The organism is Segatella copri (assembly GCF_026015625.1).
GTDB classification, from domain to species: domain Bacteria; phylum Bacteroidota; class Bacteroidia; order Bacteroidales; family Bacteroidaceae; genus Prevotella; species Prevotella copri_H.
Window position 1 is genome coordinate 2,972,043 of record NZ_JAPDVG010000001.1, and the last position, 17,312, is coordinate 2,989,354.

General features: G+C 46.6%; 11 protein-coding genes. 8 read left to right on the top strand and 3 right to left on the bottom strand.

The annotated features are described in order from the left end of the window. Positions 1 to 15: 15 nt before the first annotated feature. From ONT19_RS12420 to ONT19_RS12435, 4 genes are all read left to right on the top strand, one after another. Entirely contained in the window at positions 16 to 456 is a 441-nt protein-coding gene (locus tag ONT19_RS12420) for a S26 family signal peptidase (protein WP_151201770.1), read from the top strand. A gap of 187 nt (positions 457 to 643) precedes the next feature. Continuing rightward, positions 644 to 1,375: a WbqC family protein gene (locus ONT19_RS12425; RefSeq protein ID WP_264952090.1), complete on the top strand. Its 732-nt coding sequence runs from the start codon at positions 644 to 646 to the stop codon at positions 1,373 to 1,375. Between the two features lie 753 nt (positions 1,376 to 2,128). After that, complete coding sequence (locus ONT19_RS12430; RefSeq protein ID WP_264952091.1) at positions 2,129 to 3,790, top strand: hypothetical protein; 1,662 nt, start codon at positions 2,129 to 2,131, stop codon at positions 3,788 to 3,790. Positions 3,791 to 3,993: 203 nt separating this feature from the next. Further along, on the top strand, positions 3,994 to 6,537 hold the full coding sequence (locus ONT19_RS12435) for a hypothetical protein (protein WP_147330142.1): 2,544 nt from the start codon (positions 3,994 to 3,996) through the stop codon (positions 6,535 to 6,537). A gap of 924 nt (positions 6,538 to 7,461) precedes the next feature. On the opposite strand, the gene ONT19_RS12440 is transcribed toward ONT19_RS12435, so the two are convergent. Further along, on the bottom strand, positions 7,462 to 8,730 hold the full coding sequence (locus ONT19_RS12440) for a M16 family metallopeptidase (protein ID WP_218458739.1): 1,269 nt from the start codon (positions 8,728 to 8,730) through the stop codon (positions 7,462 to 7,464). 119 nt (positions 8,731 to 8,849) lie between these two features. Between ONT19_RS12440 and ONT19_RS12445 the strand changes: the two genes are divergently transcribed. From ONT19_RS12445 to ONT19_RS12455, 3 genes are all read left to right on the top strand, one after another. Further along, on the top strand, positions 8,850 to 9,785 hold the full coding sequence (locus tag ONT19_RS12445) for a carbohydrate kinase family protein (RefSeq protein ID WP_264952092.1): 936 nt from the start codon (positions 8,850 to 8,852) through the stop codon (positions 9,783 to 9,785). A 16-nt stretch (positions 9,786 to 9,801) separates the two neighbouring features. Further along, a complete protein-coding gene (locus ONT19_RS12450) occupies positions 9,802 to 10,989 on the top strand; it encodes an FprA family A-type flavoprotein (protein ID WP_144152782.1) in 1,188 nt (395 codons plus the stop codon). A gap of 275 nt (positions 10,990 to 11,264) precedes the next feature. Next, positions 11,265 to 12,515 carry an ATP-binding protein gene (locus tag ONT19_RS12455; protein WP_022120143.1) on the top strand — a complete coding sequence of 417 codons (1,251 nt, stop codon included), beginning with the start codon at positions 11,265 to 11,267 and terminating at the stop codon, positions 12,513 to 12,515. Positions 12,516 to 12,645: 130 nt separating this feature from the next. Here the strand turns inward: ONT19_RS12455 and ONT19_RS12460 are convergent, their stop codons facing one another. Beyond that, positions 12,646 to 13,179, bottom strand: coding sequence for a TIGR00730 family Rossman fold protein (locus tag ONT19_RS12460; RefSeq protein WP_264952093.1), 534 nt, complete (start codon positions 13,177 to 13,179; stop codon positions 12,646 to 12,648). A gap of 174 nt (positions 13,180 to 13,353) precedes the next feature. Here ONT19_RS12460 and ONT19_RS12465 point away from each other — a divergent pair, with 174 nt between their 5' ends. After that, a complete protein-coding gene (locus ONT19_RS12465) occupies positions 13,354 to 14,583 on the top strand; it encodes an alpha/beta hydrolase family protein (protein ID WP_264952094.1) in 1,230 nt (409 codons plus the stop codon). 80 nt (positions 14,584 to 14,663) lie between these two features. Here the strand turns inward: ONT19_RS12465 and ONT19_RS12470 are convergent, their stop codons facing one another. After that, positions 14,664 to 17,030, bottom strand: coding sequence for a leucine-rich repeat domain-containing protein (locus ONT19_RS12470; protein WP_264952095.1), 2,367 nt, complete (start codon positions 17,028 to 17,030; stop codon positions 14,664 to 14,666). Positions 17,031 to 17,312: the final 282 nt, after the last annotated feature.

The following is a 17,312-nucleotide window of genomic DNA, read 5'->3' on the forward strand; positions in this document are numbered from 1 at the left end:
AAAAAGAAATAAGAATTGAAGACTGCCGTCAAATTCCTAATAGCATTGGTGTTGTCGCTGCTCCTGGCTTGGGCAGTGCGTACCTATGTTTTCACTATCTTCTCGGTGCCTCAGGGTGGGCTTCCGCCCCAGCTGAAGGCAGGCAACCGGGTGATAGTGAACAGGATTGACTGCGAAAATTTCGGGCGTGGCGATGTGGTTGTTTTCACCGATACGGTGGTTTACCAGCCCAAGAACCAGCGCCGCAAGCGCGTCTTCGAGTCTCATTTCATAGGCAGGATAGAGAAGCTTCCTGGCGATACGCTGCGCATCGACACCGTGCAGTTCGTCATCCCAACCGTATGCTGCAAGCGCTGCGGCTGCAAGGATTGCCGCTTCTATCTCTTGAAGACGCCAACCGGCCAGCAGCTCGTCCACAAGCACCAGATGATAGGCAAAGCCCATAAGCTGTTCTAGCTTCCTCGCTCCGCTGCCCCCTCGCTCTCTCGTGCTGCTCGCCGCTGCTTAGAGCTCCGCTGTTCCTCGCTTCAGCTTGCTGCATCCTGGAGTCCCGCCGGAAGCTTGTCCCCCGTCTGCCCCCGTTCCGAGCGATTCCATCGCTCGTCCCCCTCTTCATCATTAACCCTTCATAACAAAGCAGAAATTGAAAGCCCTTCTTTCCTCCACATATTTCGGCCCCATCCAGTGGTACCAGAAGCTGAACCGCTACGATGAATGCCTGATAGAGCGCCACGAGAGCTTTATCAAGCAAACCTATCGTAACCGTATGATCATCCCTACCACCAACGGCCCCCTCTCGCTCACCATCCCCACCAATCACGACATCTCTCTGTCGATGAAGGACATCCGCATCTCCGACCACGCCAACTGGCGCCACGTGCATTGGAATGCGCTCCTTTCCGCCTATGGCGAGAGCCCTTTCTTCGAGTATTACCAGGACGACATCCGCCCCTTCTACGAGAAGAAATACGAGTTCCTCTTCGATTTCAACATGGAGACAACCGAGAAGATGATAGAGCTCCTCGACATCCGTCCAAAGATAAGCGTTACTGATGAATACGTTTTAAGTGAAGAACGAAAAGTGAAGAGTGAAGAACGAAAAGTGAAGAGTGAAGAAACAACGTTCGGCGACCGAAGGGAAAGCCAATTCAATAGCCCTGAGGCGCAAGCCCAATTCAACATTCAACACTCAACATTCAACACTCAGATAAGTGATTTCCGCGATGCGATTCGCCCCAAGAAACCGCTTCCTGACCCCGAATTCGAGTCGAAGCGCTATTACCAGGTTTACGGGCAGAAACACGGTTTTCAGCCCAATATGAGCATCCTTGACCTCCTTTTCAATGAAGGCAACGAGGCGATATTCTTCCTGTAAGAGAAGAGTATCGCCTTGTTGTTTTCCCTCCCGTTAACAAAACTTACTCATAGTTTTCTGTCCCGCAACTCATAGTTTTCCGCTCTATAAAGCCCTTTTTTCTGCATCGCGATGCATTCCCCGTTCCGTCGCGACGCAATATTTCTTCCCTCGCGATGCATGATCCATCCCCTTTGTGAGCCATCATTTATGCCCTCTTTCTGCCATCATTTATGCCTCTCGCCAGCCATCATTTATGCCTCTCTCTAGTCATCATATAAGCCCGTAAAACGGGCTGTAGCAGGGCATTTGAGATTTTTCTGCCAAGGCTCAGCCAGCCATCTTTAGCAGGCATCGGGAGAGAGGGCATTTCTGATGGGAGAGGAGCGCTCTGAGAGGGAAAGGTTAACAGGTTAACAGTTAACACCCCAAAAATGCATACTTCCATCCACACACTTATATAAAAATAAGTATATATATATTATTATATAATAAGGTACGCGAGGGGGACCATGCAAAAAACTGCTGTTAACTGTTAACCCTGTTAACCCCCCAACAACAAGTTAATAGTTTATAGTTAACAGTTGATAGGGCGTAGCCGTTCGCAAGATTGCTATAAACTATCATCTATAAACTAACCGAAGTTTAAAACACCCTCTTCTCCGTCCCCCTCTTTTAGGAAATTTAAACAAGAATGCTTGGTGGTTTCACCGAAAAACCTTACTTTTGTAACCTGACTGCAAACAAACGTAAAAACAATAATAACAACATAAAATGAAGAATCTCACATTCCATATCGTAGGACTCACCCATAATGACGTGAAAGGCCATGAGGTAGAGTATGCTAAAGAAGCAGAGGGGAGAACCATCTGCCTCGTGCCCGATGACGCCAACACCTTCGACATGCTGGCGGTGAAAGCTTATGACAAACAGCAGCTCATAGGCTATGTTTCAGCCCTGGAAGGCGAGGACGTGCGCGCCCTCATCATCGCCCGCAAGGAGCGGAACCTGCGCACCCGGTGCATAGGCTGCAACAGTAAGAATGAAGGCGATAAGGCTGGATTGCAGCTCATGGTGAGAGTGCTCTCTGATGTTTCTGATGAGGAGATGGAGCAGGCGCGCCGCGAAATATATGATGATAAGATTTATGATGACTGGCAATACTCCGGTCCTGTGCTGCCCATCGAACAGCTCACCCGTTTCAGCGACTGCACCATGATGCTCGAAGGCGTCATCAACAGCATCATCCGCCTCAGGAATACGCTCTCTGAAGGCGCTTCGGATAAAGGCTCTTCTGCGTCCGATAACTCCTCCTCTGCATCCGATAAACCCTCTTCTCAGGCAGAGAACCATTCTCTTGATGCAGAAACTGAGGCGATGCTGCGCGAGGAACTTTCTGATTGCCTTTCTGAGGCTAGAGAGCGGCTCAGCAGTTTCCTCGAAATCCAGCGCAGCGATTATTCCCGCGAAATGACGCAGGCCAGAAACCGCATTCTTCATAAGCTGGAGCAGATAGACGATGAGGAACTGCAGCGCCTCCGGGCCGTTCTGCTTACCGAGATGGGATTCATCACCAGTTCGGCTTACCGCGAGCGTGCGGCCTATTCTTTCTTCGTAGAGGCCCCGAATGCCATTAAGAAGAAGCAGACGGGCACCTACGATTATAAAGACCAGCTGGACGCCATAGAACAGCAGCTGCACGCCTTCCCTCACAATCTCTACCCAACATTCAAGGCCGACCCGGTAGATTTCCTCCGTCAGGTATTCTATAAGCGTGTGCCTAGAAAGAAGATGCTCCAGCTGCTCTCGGGCATCGTGCTGATGATTATGAACGGCAGGGTGAACGATGTGAAGCAGTGGGGCAAGCACGGCGATGAGAAGTCACTGAAGGCGATGAAGGCGGTGGGTGCCAAGCCTTCGAACGAAGTGAAGAAAGAAAAATTCATGGAACTGGTTGATTTGGTAATTCCGAAGATAGCGGTTTATAAGAAAAACGGCTGTCCTGAATTGCTGGTGAAAAAGCAATCCGACTGGTTCCCTGTGTTCCGACTCTTAAACGGGTGGGGGCTATTCGATATGGAAACTCCTACAGCCTTCTGCAAACATCTGGCCCACCTGTACGAAAAACTACCTCCGGAGAATACAGAGCGTGCTCCGCTCTGCAAATGGAAGGATCTTACGCAGGCGAAATCTGCACCTTTCGAATATGCGGCTCTGGAGTGGTGGAGACTTGATTCAGGTGAGTTGGGCTCGGTAAGCAAGGAAAGATTCAATCGTTATTGTGATATCGTGAATGCTTTCAAGATGATTTTGGGAACAACAGCCAGTTCGGAGAATGTGAACTTGAAGGAAATCTTGCCGAAACTGGTGGATAAGAAAGTGCCAGTCTCGAACACCATGAAAGATGACGAGATGATGGCGGGAGATGGTAGTTAGCGGGGTATTAATATACCCCTCTTATACCCTTTGTTTATACTTTTATACCTTTTTATACCCCTCATTATACCCCTGCTTTTTTACCTCAGAAAAAACTTGCAAACGGCTTTTTTTTTGTTTATCTTTGCACCGCTTTTCAGAATGGAAGGCGGCAGGTTTCTGCAAAAAGAGCCTGTCTTTTACAACTAAAAAAATATAGATTTATGACACAAAAATCATTAACCTTTGATGAATGCAAGCAGATGAGCAGCCGCATCATCGCAATGAACCCTAACCGCAGAGCGAACATGGGACAGATTTCATCCCATCTCCTCGATTACTACACCGAGCTTACCAAGCAGCCTTGGCTCGCACAGCTCGTTGGTCAGATTCGTGACCTCACCGCCCAGCAGAACCAGATGATGCAGCAGGAGGAGATGAAGGCGGGCGAAACCTACCAGCAGCTCGACCGGAAGATTTCTGACCTCAAGAAGCAGCTGCCTTTCCGCTCACCTCACTACTTCCACTTCCTCGAAGACCATCGCGCCCAGAAATTCATCGACCCGGAGGCTTTCACCTTCCAGACAACCGTAGACATCGATAATCCTGAGGAGGTTGAGCCAGCGGTGAAGAACGCCCTCCTGCTGAACGGAATGTTTGATGAGCCTACAGAGAAGCTCTTCAGAGAGAAAATCTTCTCAGCCGAAGACATTGAACTCTGGAAGGGAAAGGTGCTCCACATCGAGCGCTCAGCCCGCAACAAGGCCCACATCGATATCCGCATCCCGGTAGGAATGACCATCGCTGAGGCTCAGAGTGCCTTCTGCAAACTCATCCACGCCACCGAAGACCCTAGCTGCGTAACCCCGGAGCGCATCATCTTCATCACCGATGCGGCAAGCCAGATTTATACTGCCGACGACTGGTACAAGCGCCTGGATAAGGAAGCTCTGGCTGAATACCGTGAGGCTTACAGAAAGAGAGGACTGGATATCGACGGCCGTCCGCTGGATGTAGATTCAGCCCGGTCAGGAGCCTCTCAGAGCTCAGCCTCTCAGAATGCATCTGCTGCTCCAACCGTAGACTTCGAACCCATCGTGAGCGAGGAGGAGAAGGCTAGAAAGGCTGCCAATGCCGTGCAGTATGAGCAGACCTACGACGGCGTTCCTTACGAGGAGATTGTGAAGGCGCTGGTAGAGCTGATGGGCGGCGCTCCTGTCCACGGCAACCGCAACAACTTCATTTATCGTGAAGCCTGCCTGCTGAGATACATCTGTAATAGTGAGGCGGCTTGGATCAAGCAGGTAATAGAAAACTTTGGTGAAGACGAGGCGAAGGCGTTCGCCACCGTAGAGAATGCCTGCAAGGTGGCGCAATCTACCGCGATTCCGGATTTGGTAAAGCAGGCGGTAGAGACTGCCCGCAAGAACTATCTCGCCAAGCAGGCCACCGAGAAGGCGGGAATCTATGCCGATGTTCCTCCTCAGTTGCCAGCCAAGCTGCCTAAGCTCATCAAGCTGCTCACCAGCAAGGTGCCTGCCGATTTCAAGGCGGCTGTGGCAATGGCGGTCTTCCCTGCGCTTGCCGCTCATCTTAAGGGCGTAACCTTCCGCTACACCGATAATCAGGTGCACGAGGCGGCGATGATGAATCTGCTCATTGCAGCCATGTCGTCAGGCAAATCGCTGGTCAACGGACCAATCGACTGCATCATCGAAGACCTGGTTCAGATGGATAAGGTGAACCGCCAGAAGGAGCAGGACTGGAAGGACGAGGTGAACACCATGGGCGACAACAAGAAGAAGCCTGTGCGCCCGGAAGACATCTGCATCCGCATTGTTTCGCCCGACCTTACCCGCGCTGCCTACATCCAGCGTCTCGACGATGTACAGAAGGCTGGCGATGCTTATCTCTACTGCAAGATGGATGAGGTAGACATGCTCAGGAAGTTTAACGACCCTAGCCAGCTGATTCGTCTCTGCTGGGACAATTCAGAGGATGGTCAGGAGCGAGTAGGAACCAAGAGCGTTACAGCCCGCGTAAAGACCCGTTTCAACTGGAACGCTTCGAGCACCATTGCCGTTACGCAGAAGTTCTTCTCGGTTCGTGAGGTGGCTGATGGAGCCGTGAGCCGCCTGTCGCTCGCCACCATCATCCGTCCCGATTTCGCTCCGCGTCCGGAGGTGGGCAGTTATGATGCGCAGTTCAAGTCGCAGCTTTCTCCTTACATCCAGCAGCTGAACGCAGCCAGCGGTTTCAAGGAGTGCCGTAAGGCCCGCCAGCTTATCGAGCGCCTGGAGAATGAGATTATGGAGATGGCTCAGCTGGCTTACAACAAGCCTTATGCCGAGTTTGCCAAGCGTGGTCTGGCGAATGGTTTCCGCCGCGCAATGGTGCTTTATCTGGCGAATGGCGAGAAGTGGGAGAAGGCGATAGAGGATTTCATCGTATGGAGCGTGAAGTATGATTTGTGGTGCAAGATGCGTTTCTTCGGCAATCAGATGCAGGAGGCGATAGATGCAGACAGCCGCTCTGTGTGTCATACTCCCGGTGTGAGCAATCTTCTTCTCTACGTTCATGACACCTTTGACAAGACTGAGATTCAGAACATCTGTCAGGTTCATGGTACCAAGACGAAGCTTGCCATCCTGCTGTGCAACTGGAAGAAGCGTGGCTTCATCATGAAGAACGAGGACGGCACCTTCACCAAGACCGCCCGTTTCATCGCCAAGTATGGGCACTACGGAACGCCAGGAATGGCTGCATAGAATAGATTAGGCACGGATTATGCGGATTACGCGGATGTTCTATGAGATTATGAATGTGGTTTAATTGACATGAGAGACTTAAATCCGTGGAATTCGTGTAATTCGTGCCTGATTTTGTAATGAGAATGTAAATGTCCTTGACCTTAATCAAGAAAAAAGGGCTTTTTGAAACTTTTCTCCTAAAATGTTTGTGTGCGCACACAAAAAGTTGTACCTTTGCACCAGAAAAAGAAAAAAGGATAAAAGATTATGGTAATGTTCGGGATAATGACAGTAGCAGTAGTAGCATTCGCAGTAGTTGCTTGCGCAGGTATGAACCTCGGAATGAACTGCGGCAAATAAGCTACGAAGCTAAGAGAGCATAGAAATCCTCCTCCGGGAGGTAAGAAATAAAGAGAGTTAAGATTTTGTTAGGTAAAACTACAAGATTGTATATTTAAGATAACAAATTTAAGAAAGGAAAAGATTATGTTAGTATTAGGAATGATTATCGCAGTAGTTGTTGCATGTGTAGCTGAAGTTGGTGCTATTAACAACAAGTTGGCTTAATCGGAGATTAGCCATGCGAAGGGCTCCAAAAGAGCCGAGATTAAAAAAATGGCTGGCAGCAATGCACAGCTGAGTAACAGTAGGGAGCCGAAGGGGCTTCCGAAATCAGAGAGGAGAGTAAAAACTCCTTTTCATTTGAAATTCATACTGTCCCCTGAGAGTTTTCGTGATAAATTCTGATTGGGGATTTCATATATAGATTGTTAAAAATTCGTTTTAGGTTTTATAGATTTTCATTTTAGGTTTTTAGGTTTAAGTTTTTAGGTTAATTGTTAGTTGTTTTAAGAAAAAAGCAGTTTTAATTCATTAAATTACGAAGGCAACAACGAGGGAAGTCGCATGACGACCCAAGTTGTTGCCTTCTTTGTTTCTTATTTATCTGAAAATCAGCGTGGTGAGCCTGTCTTTATCAAACAACTCCTGAGCCACGGCCTGTATCTGTTCGGCTGTAATCTCATCCACCTGCTCGTAGAGTCGGTCTACGTTCTTCTCCCAGCCATAGTGAAGGAAGCTCTTGCCGAAGTCGAGGGCAAAGTTCTCGCGGTTGTCGCAAGCCACGCCTACCTGTCCCTTTATCTGCTTCTTGGCGGCCTTGAGCTGCGCCTCGCTCAGCGGCTTCTGCATGAACTTATCCAGTTCCTTGCGAACCAGTCTGAGGCAGCGCTTCACGTCGTGCTCATCGCAGCCGAAATAAATGCTCCAAATGCCCGTATCGCCATAAGCCGCCATCGTGCTCTCTACGGTGTAAACCAGTCCGTTGTGCTCGCGCAGGGCTAGGTTCAGCTTGGCATTCATTCCCGGTCCGCCCAGCATATTGTTGAGCAGATAGAGCGGCATTCTGCGGCTGTCGTTCACATCGTAGGCGCGGGTTCCAATCATCACATGAGCCTGATGCGTATTCTTCTGCATCACAATCGTCTGCCCCTCGAAGGAGTGTTGAGTGTTGAATGTTGAGTGTTGAATGTTGAATTGGGCTTGCGCCTCTGGACTATTGAATTTTTCACTCTTCACTCTTCGTTCTTCACTTAAAAAGCTCTTCTTCAAGAGTCTTACCAGCTTCTTGAAGTCAATGTCTCCGTAAGCGAAGAATATCGCATTATCCGGCCGGTAAAGCTTTCTTGTAAAGCGCAGCGCATCTTCTGTCTTGAACGAGCGAACCTGTTCGGCTGTGCCCAGGATATTGTGGCCCAGCGGCGAACCCTTGAAGATGATATTTTCGAATTCATCATAAATCAGTTCGGCAGGAGAATCGTTGTAACTCTCTATCTCATCGCAGATTACCTCTACCTCCTTGTCGATTTCCGCTTGCGGATAAACCGAATGGAAAACGATGTCGGTGAGCAGATCTACGGCTCTTGCGATGTGCTCTTTGAGGATGGCTGAGTAATAAACCGTGCCTTCCTTGTTGGTGTAGGCGTTCAGGTCGCCTCCCACGCTCTCCAGACAGTTGAGAATGTGCCACGCCTTGCGGCGCTCTGTGCCCTTGAAAGTAACGTGCTCGCAGAAGTGGGCAAGTCCTTCTTCGCCCGGCTCCTCGTTTCGGGTGCCGGCGTTAATCTGGTAACCGCAATACACCACCTTGCTGTCTGAAGGCAGGTGGATGATGCGGAGTCCATTATCGAGTGTATAAGTATTGTATTTCATTTCAAGGTGCAAAGTTACACTGAAAATGTAATTTATCCAAAAAAATAGTCATTTATTTTGCATTATCGCCAAAAAGACTTATCTTTGCCACCAAAAAACAAATATAGACAACAAAAACAATGCGCAAAGTAATAGGAATAGGAGAAACCGTGCTTGACATCATCTTCAAGGGCGGCAAGCCGATAGAGGCAGTACCGGGTGGCTCATCATTCAATGCAGTCATTTCGTTGGGCCGTGCGGGCGTAAATGCTTCGTTCATCAGCGAGGCGGGCAACGACCGCATAGGAGAGTATGTGATTCAGTTTTTGAGAGATAATGGGGTGAATGCTGACAATGTGAGCATCTTCCCGGAATCGAAGTCGCCGCTCTCGCTGGCTTTCCTCGACGAGAACAATAATGCCGACTACATCTTCTATAAAGATCATCCTCACGACCAGCTGGAGTTCGCCACACCGGAAATCAATCCTGGCGACATCGTGCTCTTCGGTTCGTTCTTTGCCCTGAATCCTGTGGTCCGTCCTCAGGTTGCCGGTTTCCTGGAGTATGCGAAGGAGCACGGCGCCATTCTTTATTACGACATCAACTTCCGTGCTTCTCATCAGAACGAAATCATGAAGATTACGCCTAATCTGATAGAGAACCTGGAGATGGCTGATTTCGTACGCGGAAGCCACGAGGACTTTGGAATCCTCTACAAGAAACCGGAGGCGGATAAGGTTTATAATGCCGAAATCAGTTTCTACTGCAAGAAGTTTATCTGCACCCAGGGTGCTGAGCCTGTAGAGGTTCGTGCCGAGAACGGCTTTGCCAAGAGTTATCCTTCGGAGAAGATGAAACCGGTGAGCACTATCGGAGCTGGCGATAATTTCAATGCCGGTTTCGTTTTCGGACTGATCAAGGATGGAATCACCCGCGAGGACATCGACCGCGGCTTATCTGAGGCGCAATGGGATAGCCTGCTGAAGAGTGCCCAGGAGTTCTCCACCGAATGCTGCAAGGACATCTACAATTATATTTCCAAGGAATTCGGAGAGCAAAAGAAGAAGGAATTATAAAATATATATAGAGATTATGACTGAGATTACAAACAAGATTTATTACGTAGGTGTTAACGACCGCAACAAGCATCGTTTTGAGGGCCTCTGGCCTTTGCCTAATGGAGTGAGCTACAACTCTTATATCATTGATGATGAGAAGGTAGCGCTGGTAGATACTGTAGAGGTAGATTTCTTCACCCAGTTCCTCGAGAATATCCACGAGGTGATTGGCGACCGAGAAATCGATTATCTTATCATCAACCACATGGAACCTGACCACAGCGGCTCCATCGCCCTCATCAAGAAATATTACCCTAACATCAAGATTGTGGGCAACAAGAAGACGCTGGGAATGCTCGAAGGCTTCTATGGCGTAACAGATGACGTGGTAGAGGTGAAGAATGGCGAAACCCTTTCATTGGGCAACCGCGAGCTGAGCTTCGTTCTCATCCCTATGGTTCACTGGCCAGAGACCATGGTAACGCTCGATGCAAAGAACAAGGTGCTCTTCTCAGGTGATGCGTTCGGCTGCTTCGGTGCGCTGAACGGCGGAATCATCGATACGGAAATCAACTGCGAGACTTTCTGGCTGGAGATGGTTCGCTACTACTCAAACATTGTGGGTAAGTATGGAATCCCTGTTCAGAATGCCTTGAAGAAGTTGGCTGGCGTGGAGCTGGATTACATCTGCTCAACCCATGGTCCGGTTTGGCACGAGCATATTGAGAAGGTAATCGGCATGTATGATAAGATGTCGAAGTACGAGACGGAGCCGGGCCTCGTTATCTGCTACGGAACCATGTACGGCAATACCGAGCGCATGGCTGAAATCATCGCCCGTGCGGCAAGCAAGGCTGGCGTGAAGAACATCGTAATGTACAACATCTCGAAGACTCACCACAGCTACATCCTGCGCGACATCTTCCGCTACAAGGGCCTTATCGTGGGTGCTCCAACCTACAATGCCGGTCTTTATCACGAGATGGAGGTTCTCCTCTCCGAGCTTGCCAATAAGGACATCAAGAACCACCTCCTCGGTTGGTATGGTTCTCATTGCTGGGCAAGCAAGGCAGTAGCAAAGATTCAGGAGTGGAACGAAACCAAGCTCCACTACGAGGCTGTAGGCGAGCCTGTAGATATGAAGCAGGCGATTACTCCAGAGGTAAAGGCGCAGTGCGAGGCTCTGGGTAAGGCTATGGCAGAGAAGCTGCTGGCAGAATAAAAGATTTCTTGTTAGAGATTATTATAAAAGAGCGGAATGGCAACTGGGGTTAACAGAGTTAACAGTTAACAGTTGTTTTTCCGCTCTTTCTTTTGTTTTTTAAGGAACTAATCGAAAACTATTCATTCTAAATGAAAGGTTTTAGGTAAAAGTGTTCATTCAAAATGAAAGATTTCTGAAAAATTATTCATTCAGAATGAAAGATTTTTGTTTTTCTCTTGCTACTTTCAGATATTTTTCTTATTTTTGCCCACGAATCATAAAATAGTAAAGCAATGAAAGAACTGTTGAAACAAATAATATTTGAGCAGCAGGACAACTGCAGGCATCTTATGCAGGATGCCATCCCTCGACACATAGAAGAGGAATGGCTTACCACCTCGGAAATCCTTATCATAACTGGTGTAAGACGATGTGGAAAGTCGGTGTTGCTGCAGCAACTGCGTGATAAGTTGGAGGAGAAAGATTTCTTCTTCAATTTTGACGATGAGCGTCTCGTAAACTTTAAGCTTGAAGATTTTGCAACCTTGCAGGAATGCTTCTTTGAGCTTTTCGGTGAGCAACACACCTATTACTTTGATGAGATTCAAAACATTGCGGGTTGGGAAACCTTTGTCAGACGTCTTTACAATGAAGGCAATAAGGTGGTGGTGACAGGCTCCAATGCCCGGATGCTGAGCAAGGAGATGGGCACTCATCTCACAGGGCGTTATATCTCTGTGGAGGTTTATCCTTTCTCTTTTGCCGAATACCTGCAGCTGGAGCATATTGAGCCTTCGCAGAAAGATTTCTATCTGATGGCGAGCCGTTCCAAACTGCTGGGTCATTTCCGTGATTTCTTGGAGAGGGGTGGTTTCCCGAAATATCTTCAGACGGGTTCCGTCAGTTACCTGTCCTCACTTTATGAGAGCATTATCTTCCGGGATGTGATGGCTCGCAATGGTCTTACAAACGACAAGGAAATTAAAGAACTTGCATTTTATCTTGCCAGCAATGCCACCCAGCGTGTTACCTATAACTCGCTGGGAAAGATAGTGGGCATTCGCCATCCCGAAACCATCAAGAACTATCTGGAATATATTCAGCAAACCTACATGATATTCCAGTTGTTGAAGTATGCTCCATCGGTAAAGACCCAGATGTTGAGCCCGAAGAAGGTGTATTTTATAGATAATGCCATCATCAGCAGGATGGGTTTCAATGTCACGGATAACAATGGTGTAAAACTGGAGAATGCCGTTTTCATCGAATTGCTGCGAAGGGGTTACGACTTGTTCTACCATGCCGACAAGAAAGAGTGCGACTTTGTGGTGAGAGAAGGTGTAAGGATTACCCAGGCTTACCAGGTTACGGTGAAGATGGATGATGAGAAGACTCGCAAGCGTGAGATAGAGGGCCTGCAAGAGGCGATGGAAATCTATGATTTATCAGAGGGTTACATCATTACGCTAAATGAGAAAGAGGAGCTTACCGTGGATGGGAAGACGGTGCATATAATACCTGCTTGGGAATGGATGCTGAAGTAAACCGTGTTTTTACTCCCCAAAATTGTGTCTGACACAAAAAAACGTCATAAAATGATGTATTATGAAGTAAAGCTACCTTCTACCGAGAAGTCATTCGGCAGAAGGTAGCTTTACTTTTCTATAGAGGGTTCTATCCCTCGCAGAGCTTAGCCAGCTCTTCCAGGTTATCCGCCACTTCAATCACATCTCGCCAATCGCCACGAATCATGCTTTTCTCTGCCATGTCATCCAATAGGGCGATGGTGGAGTTCCAGAAGCCTTTCATGTTGTAGAGAATCACCATTTTGTGATGGTAGCCGATGGTGTGGGCGGCAGCGATGGTGAAGATTTCATCCAGGGTGCCGACGCCGCCAGGAAGGGCTACGAAGATGTCGCTCTGGGCAAGCATCAGGTCCTTGCGGTCGCTGAGATTATCACACGGAATCTCGATGTCGAGGTCAGGGAAGGTTCTGCCGCCTCGCTCTACAAGCGTAGGAACCACACCGATGGTTCTGCCGCCATTTGCCTTTACTGCCTTGCCAATGCAATCCATCAGACCAGAGTTGCAGCCGCCGAAAACCAGGTCGTGGCCGTTCTCTGCCATCCACTTTCCCATCTCTTCAGTCATCGTGAAGAAGTCGGGGTCGATATTCTTATTTGCTGAACAAAAAACTGCTATTTTCATATTGCTTTATCTTCTATTTGATGATGTTTTATCTGTTGTTATGAATGTTTTAGGCAAAGGTACGCAAAAATATCGAGATTATTGGGCTCTTTTTGCGGATAATTTCTTAATTTTGCAAACAATAACTAATCTTATAAACAGGAAGAAAGATTTCTAACAAAACAAGACAAGAGAATGAAAAGGATTATCACATATAGTATCATCGCATTGTTGCAGGTGTCGGAGGCGCTTGCTCAGACCTCTGTGTCGCTTGCAAAAACCTCTCCGAAGCCGAAGCTTCAGAAGCGGGAGAAGTATGAATGGCAGGGAGAGATTCCTACCTATGTAGAAACGCTGAAGAAGGAACTGACCTATCCGATGGCTTGGGGCAACAGTCCTATCAGGAACTTCAAGAAGTGGAAGAAGGCGGCAAGGGCGAAGGTTCTCGAATGCATGATGACGCCTCCGAAAGCGGCTGCGGCTTGGGATATGGAAGTGCTTGGTGAGGAACAGAGAGACGGGTATAAGGCGCAGAAAATCGCCTTTAATATCAACGCCTATTCCCGTATTACGGCTTATCTCCTGATTCCGGATGGCAAGGGACCATTCCCAACAGTCAATGCGCTTCATGATCATGGTGCCCATCTCTTTATCGGAAAGGAGAAGATGATTCGCCCTTTCTTTACTCCGGAAGAAAAAGATTCCCCTACGAAGCAGGCGCTCTGTCAGGAGATTCTGGATGATGCGGATGCGTGGGTAAGGCAACTTTACGATAATCAGTACGTGGGCGATTATCTGGCGAAGCATGGCTACGTAGTCTTTTCGGCAGATGCTCCGATGTGGGGAGAACGAGGCCGCAAGGAGGGCGTGGATAGAAACAAATACGACCTGATAGCCGGCAACATGATGATGCTGGGTAGAGACCTCTCTGCCTTCATGACTTACGATGATATTTCCAGTACCGAGTTCCTGGCTTCGCTGCCGATGGTGGATGCGAAGCGTATTGGATGCGTTGGGTGTTCGATGGGAGCCTATCGTTCGTGGATGCTCTCTGCTTTATCGGATAGGATCAAGGCGGGTGCTTCCATCTGCTGGATGATTACTACGGACGCTCAGCTTACTCGGAGATTCGGAAGAAAGGAGAATGGCGGTTTTGCGAATTGCATCCCGGGGTTGAGGCAATATCTCGATTATCCCCACATTGCCTCCCTCGCCTGTCCGAAGCCGATGCTCTTCATCAATGGCACAAAAGATAAGCTCTTTCCCGTACCTGGTGTAAAAGATGCTTTCGCCGAAATGCACAAGGTTTGGAAGAGTCAGGGAGCAGATAATCTGCTGGATACGGAACTTTGGGAAATCCCTCATTCCTGCGGATTGAAGGCGCAGGAGAAAATGCTGGAGTTTCTGGATAAGAATTTGAAATAAGAAATAAATAAAGAGCGGAAGAACAGCTGGGGTTAACAGAGTTAACAGTTAACAGCTGATTTTCCGCTCTTTCTTCTTTTTTATTTGATTGCAACCTTTATAATCTTTGATTCTTTAAGATTGCTAACTCTTATAATGTAGATGCCTGGTAATAGTTTCTTGACAGAATGCCAATTTTCATCAGCCACAATTTTTCCAGTCTCAACATTATCCCCATTTATGTTGTTGATTCTATATGAGCAGTTTGAGTTGGCTTTGTCTGCAACAGAAACCATGATTCCTTTTTGACTATTGAAGTAAATTTGCATTTCTTCAGTATTTTGTTCTGCGTGATTAATCCCTGTCGTGTTCGGTACAGAGAACTCAAAAGTGTCACCATATATGGTTTCTTTGCTAGTGGTTGCAAATGTTCGGTATGAATAAGTTGCCCCAGAAATGAGTCCCTTTATTTCTGCTTGCATATATTGCCCTGTAGATTCAAGGACAGTCTTGTTTGGGCTTTTTGATGTCCAATATTCAAACCCTTGTTTGGTAATTTTGTCGGAACCACCGATTACGTATCCTGTCAACTTTATACTTTGCTCATTTTGTTCATAGGTAGAAGTAAAAACATCAGGCTTGAAATAAGCGTAAGCGTCTGATGTTCCGAATGCTAACCAATCACCGTAAGTATAGTCTCCCTTTGCATCTTTGTAGTATGGACGATATTTATAGTATGTGTTTGCACTCAGATTGTTTAGCGTACCAGATAACTTGCCATTGATTACTGGGCATTCAGAATAGGTGGAAGGAACCAAATCTGGTGCATCATATTTTCGCCATTCAAACCCAATGTTATGTGTAGCATCGCAATTTGTGTTAGCACTTATTCGTGCGGTTGTATTTGAAACCATGTCCGTTGGTAGATTTTCAAATGTAACACTTGGAGCAAAGAATTCGTATGCATCACTTCTGTAACGTTGCCCTTTAGCATCAACTATGAAATAAGCATAGTACGTCTTGCCTGGTACTAAATCTACAAATTTATGTGTTAGTTTATTTGTCCATTTTGTTGTTCCCCAAGCTGTCTTCATATCCGAGATTTCCCATCCGCAGCTATCAATATACTGTTCTCCAACATTAAATGTTCCTTTGACAGTGCAACTTGTTGGGGTTATAATAGTTTTCTTACTTATTATATATGATCCCGCGGAATTAGTTCCACATATAGTATAGCCAGACATTATGGTATCCCCCTCATAGATGGCATATCCATAGTATTTGCCAAAACTTCCCCATGGTAAGTCGTTAAACCAAAAGGTACGCCCTTCTTGGTAATTGTAGTTAACTGAAGTGGAAGGGATTCCTTTGGCTATAATTTTATTGTTGGAGATGATACCTACTTCTGAAGCCCCTTCGTCAGCGATAACTTCGAATTTGAGAGAGGTATATCCAGTCTCTCGAAGATTAAGATCAACATAAGGGTTGGTTGCAGGATAAGTATATACGTTTTGTTTTTCTATATCTCCTTCCTTATAAGTAATTACGACTTCCCTTTCTTTGAAATAGACTCCCTTTAATACCCAAAGGTCGCCTTCCCAACCTTTCCCTTTAGAAATTAATGTTTTGCCATTGCAGGTTACACTTATAAGTTTTAAAGGTTCGGTATTGGCTTCACTTTTTAAGGTGTCAATATATAGGTAAAGAAATGAACGTTTGTTTTCTGCTTTTGAAACAACAAACCCCGTTTTGCGTCCCTCAAAAATCTTTTCGTTGTTTGTTTTACAGTAAACAGTACCGTTTATGTCTTTATATTTTTTGTTGTTGCTATTAATAAAGACATTTTCGAGTAAGTTGGCTCCTTTGAAAGACAAACTATCAATATCTTCAATGTCCTCACTTATGTAAATGGTACGTAAATCACTTCCAGAGAAGGCGTAGTTGCCGATTTTCTTCACACTTTTTGGCCAGTAAAGTCGTTTGGCGTATAGTTCATGATTGTTGTAGTAGGGACAGAATGCGTATCTTAAATCATTACAATAAGTATGATGGTAATAACAGTCGTATCCATTAGGCTTGGGGTAACCTTTATGTTCGTGTTTGTTTGATATAGAATCTTTCTCCGAGGTGTAGAAATAAGTGTAGTCATATTCTTTTGAGGATTGTTTCTGGTAAGTTTCATAATAGTATTTTTCCCCCTCTACTAAATAAATATCTGACAAATCAAGAATCTCTAATTTGGTTAGATTTTTTATGACATCAAGATCCTCACTATTAAAAGGACCTGAAACTTTCAGCTCCGTAATCGAAGCATAGTCTTCTTTTGGAATAAATTGTCTCAAAGTACCACCTTCTGTTAAGGTTACATCTAACAACTTGGCATAGCAAACATTAGTAAACAACAACATGAGTAATGTAGCAATCAGTTTGAATGATTGATGCCGAATGGAATGTAAATTCGTCTTCATGTTCAGAAATAAATGCCTAGCTCCTCCTAATCGGCTATAAATTAATATGCAAAAAGCGTGAGGGGCTGTATATTACCTATCCTCTTATCAGGCTTCTCGCATTGCCTACAGAAAGGATAAGCAACAGCCACCCACGCTAATACGAGTATATAGTTATCCCAAGGGATAGTATATATACATAGCCTGGGCGTTGTTGCTACTCTTCCTTTTCTGTATTCAAACTTTGCGAGAATTTGATAAGAAGGTCAAGTTTCAATAACGCTCTTCGTTCTAATATGTCTG

Coding starts and splice junctions, on each gene's coding strand:
- ONT19_RS12430 (WP_264952091.1), top strand. CDS start 2,129: ATGAAGAATCTCACATTCCATATCGTAGGACTCACCCATAATGACGTG.
- ONT19_RS12435 (WP_147330142.1), top strand. CDS start 3,994: ATGACACAAAAATCATTAACCTTTGATGAATGCAAGCAGATGAGCAGC.
- ONT19_RS12440 (WP_218458739.1), bottom strand. CDS start 8,730: ATGAAATACAATACTTATACACTCGATAATGGACTCCGCATCATCCAC.
- ONT19_RS12445 (WP_264952092.1), top strand. CDS start 8,850: ATGCGCAAAGTAATAGGAATAGGAGAAACCGTGCTTGACATCATCTTC.
- ONT19_RS12450 (WP_144152782.1), top strand. CDS start 9,802: ATGACTGAGATTACAAACAAGATTTATTACGTAGGTGTTAACGACCGC.
- ONT19_RS12455 (WP_022120143.1), top strand. CDS start 11,265: ATGAAAGAACTGTTGAAACAAATAATATTTGAGCAGCAGGACAACTGC.
- ONT19_RS12460 (WP_264952093.1), bottom strand. CDS start 13,179: ATGAAAATAGCAGTTTTTTGTTCAGCAAATAAGAATATCGACCCCGAC.
- ONT19_RS12465 (WP_264952094.1), top strand. CDS start 13,354: ATGAAAAGGATTATCACATATAGTATCATCGCATTGTTGCAGGTGTCG.
- ONT19_RS12470 (WP_264952095.1), bottom strand. CDS start 17,030: ATGAAGACGAATTTACATTCCATTCGGCATCAATCATTCAAACTGATT.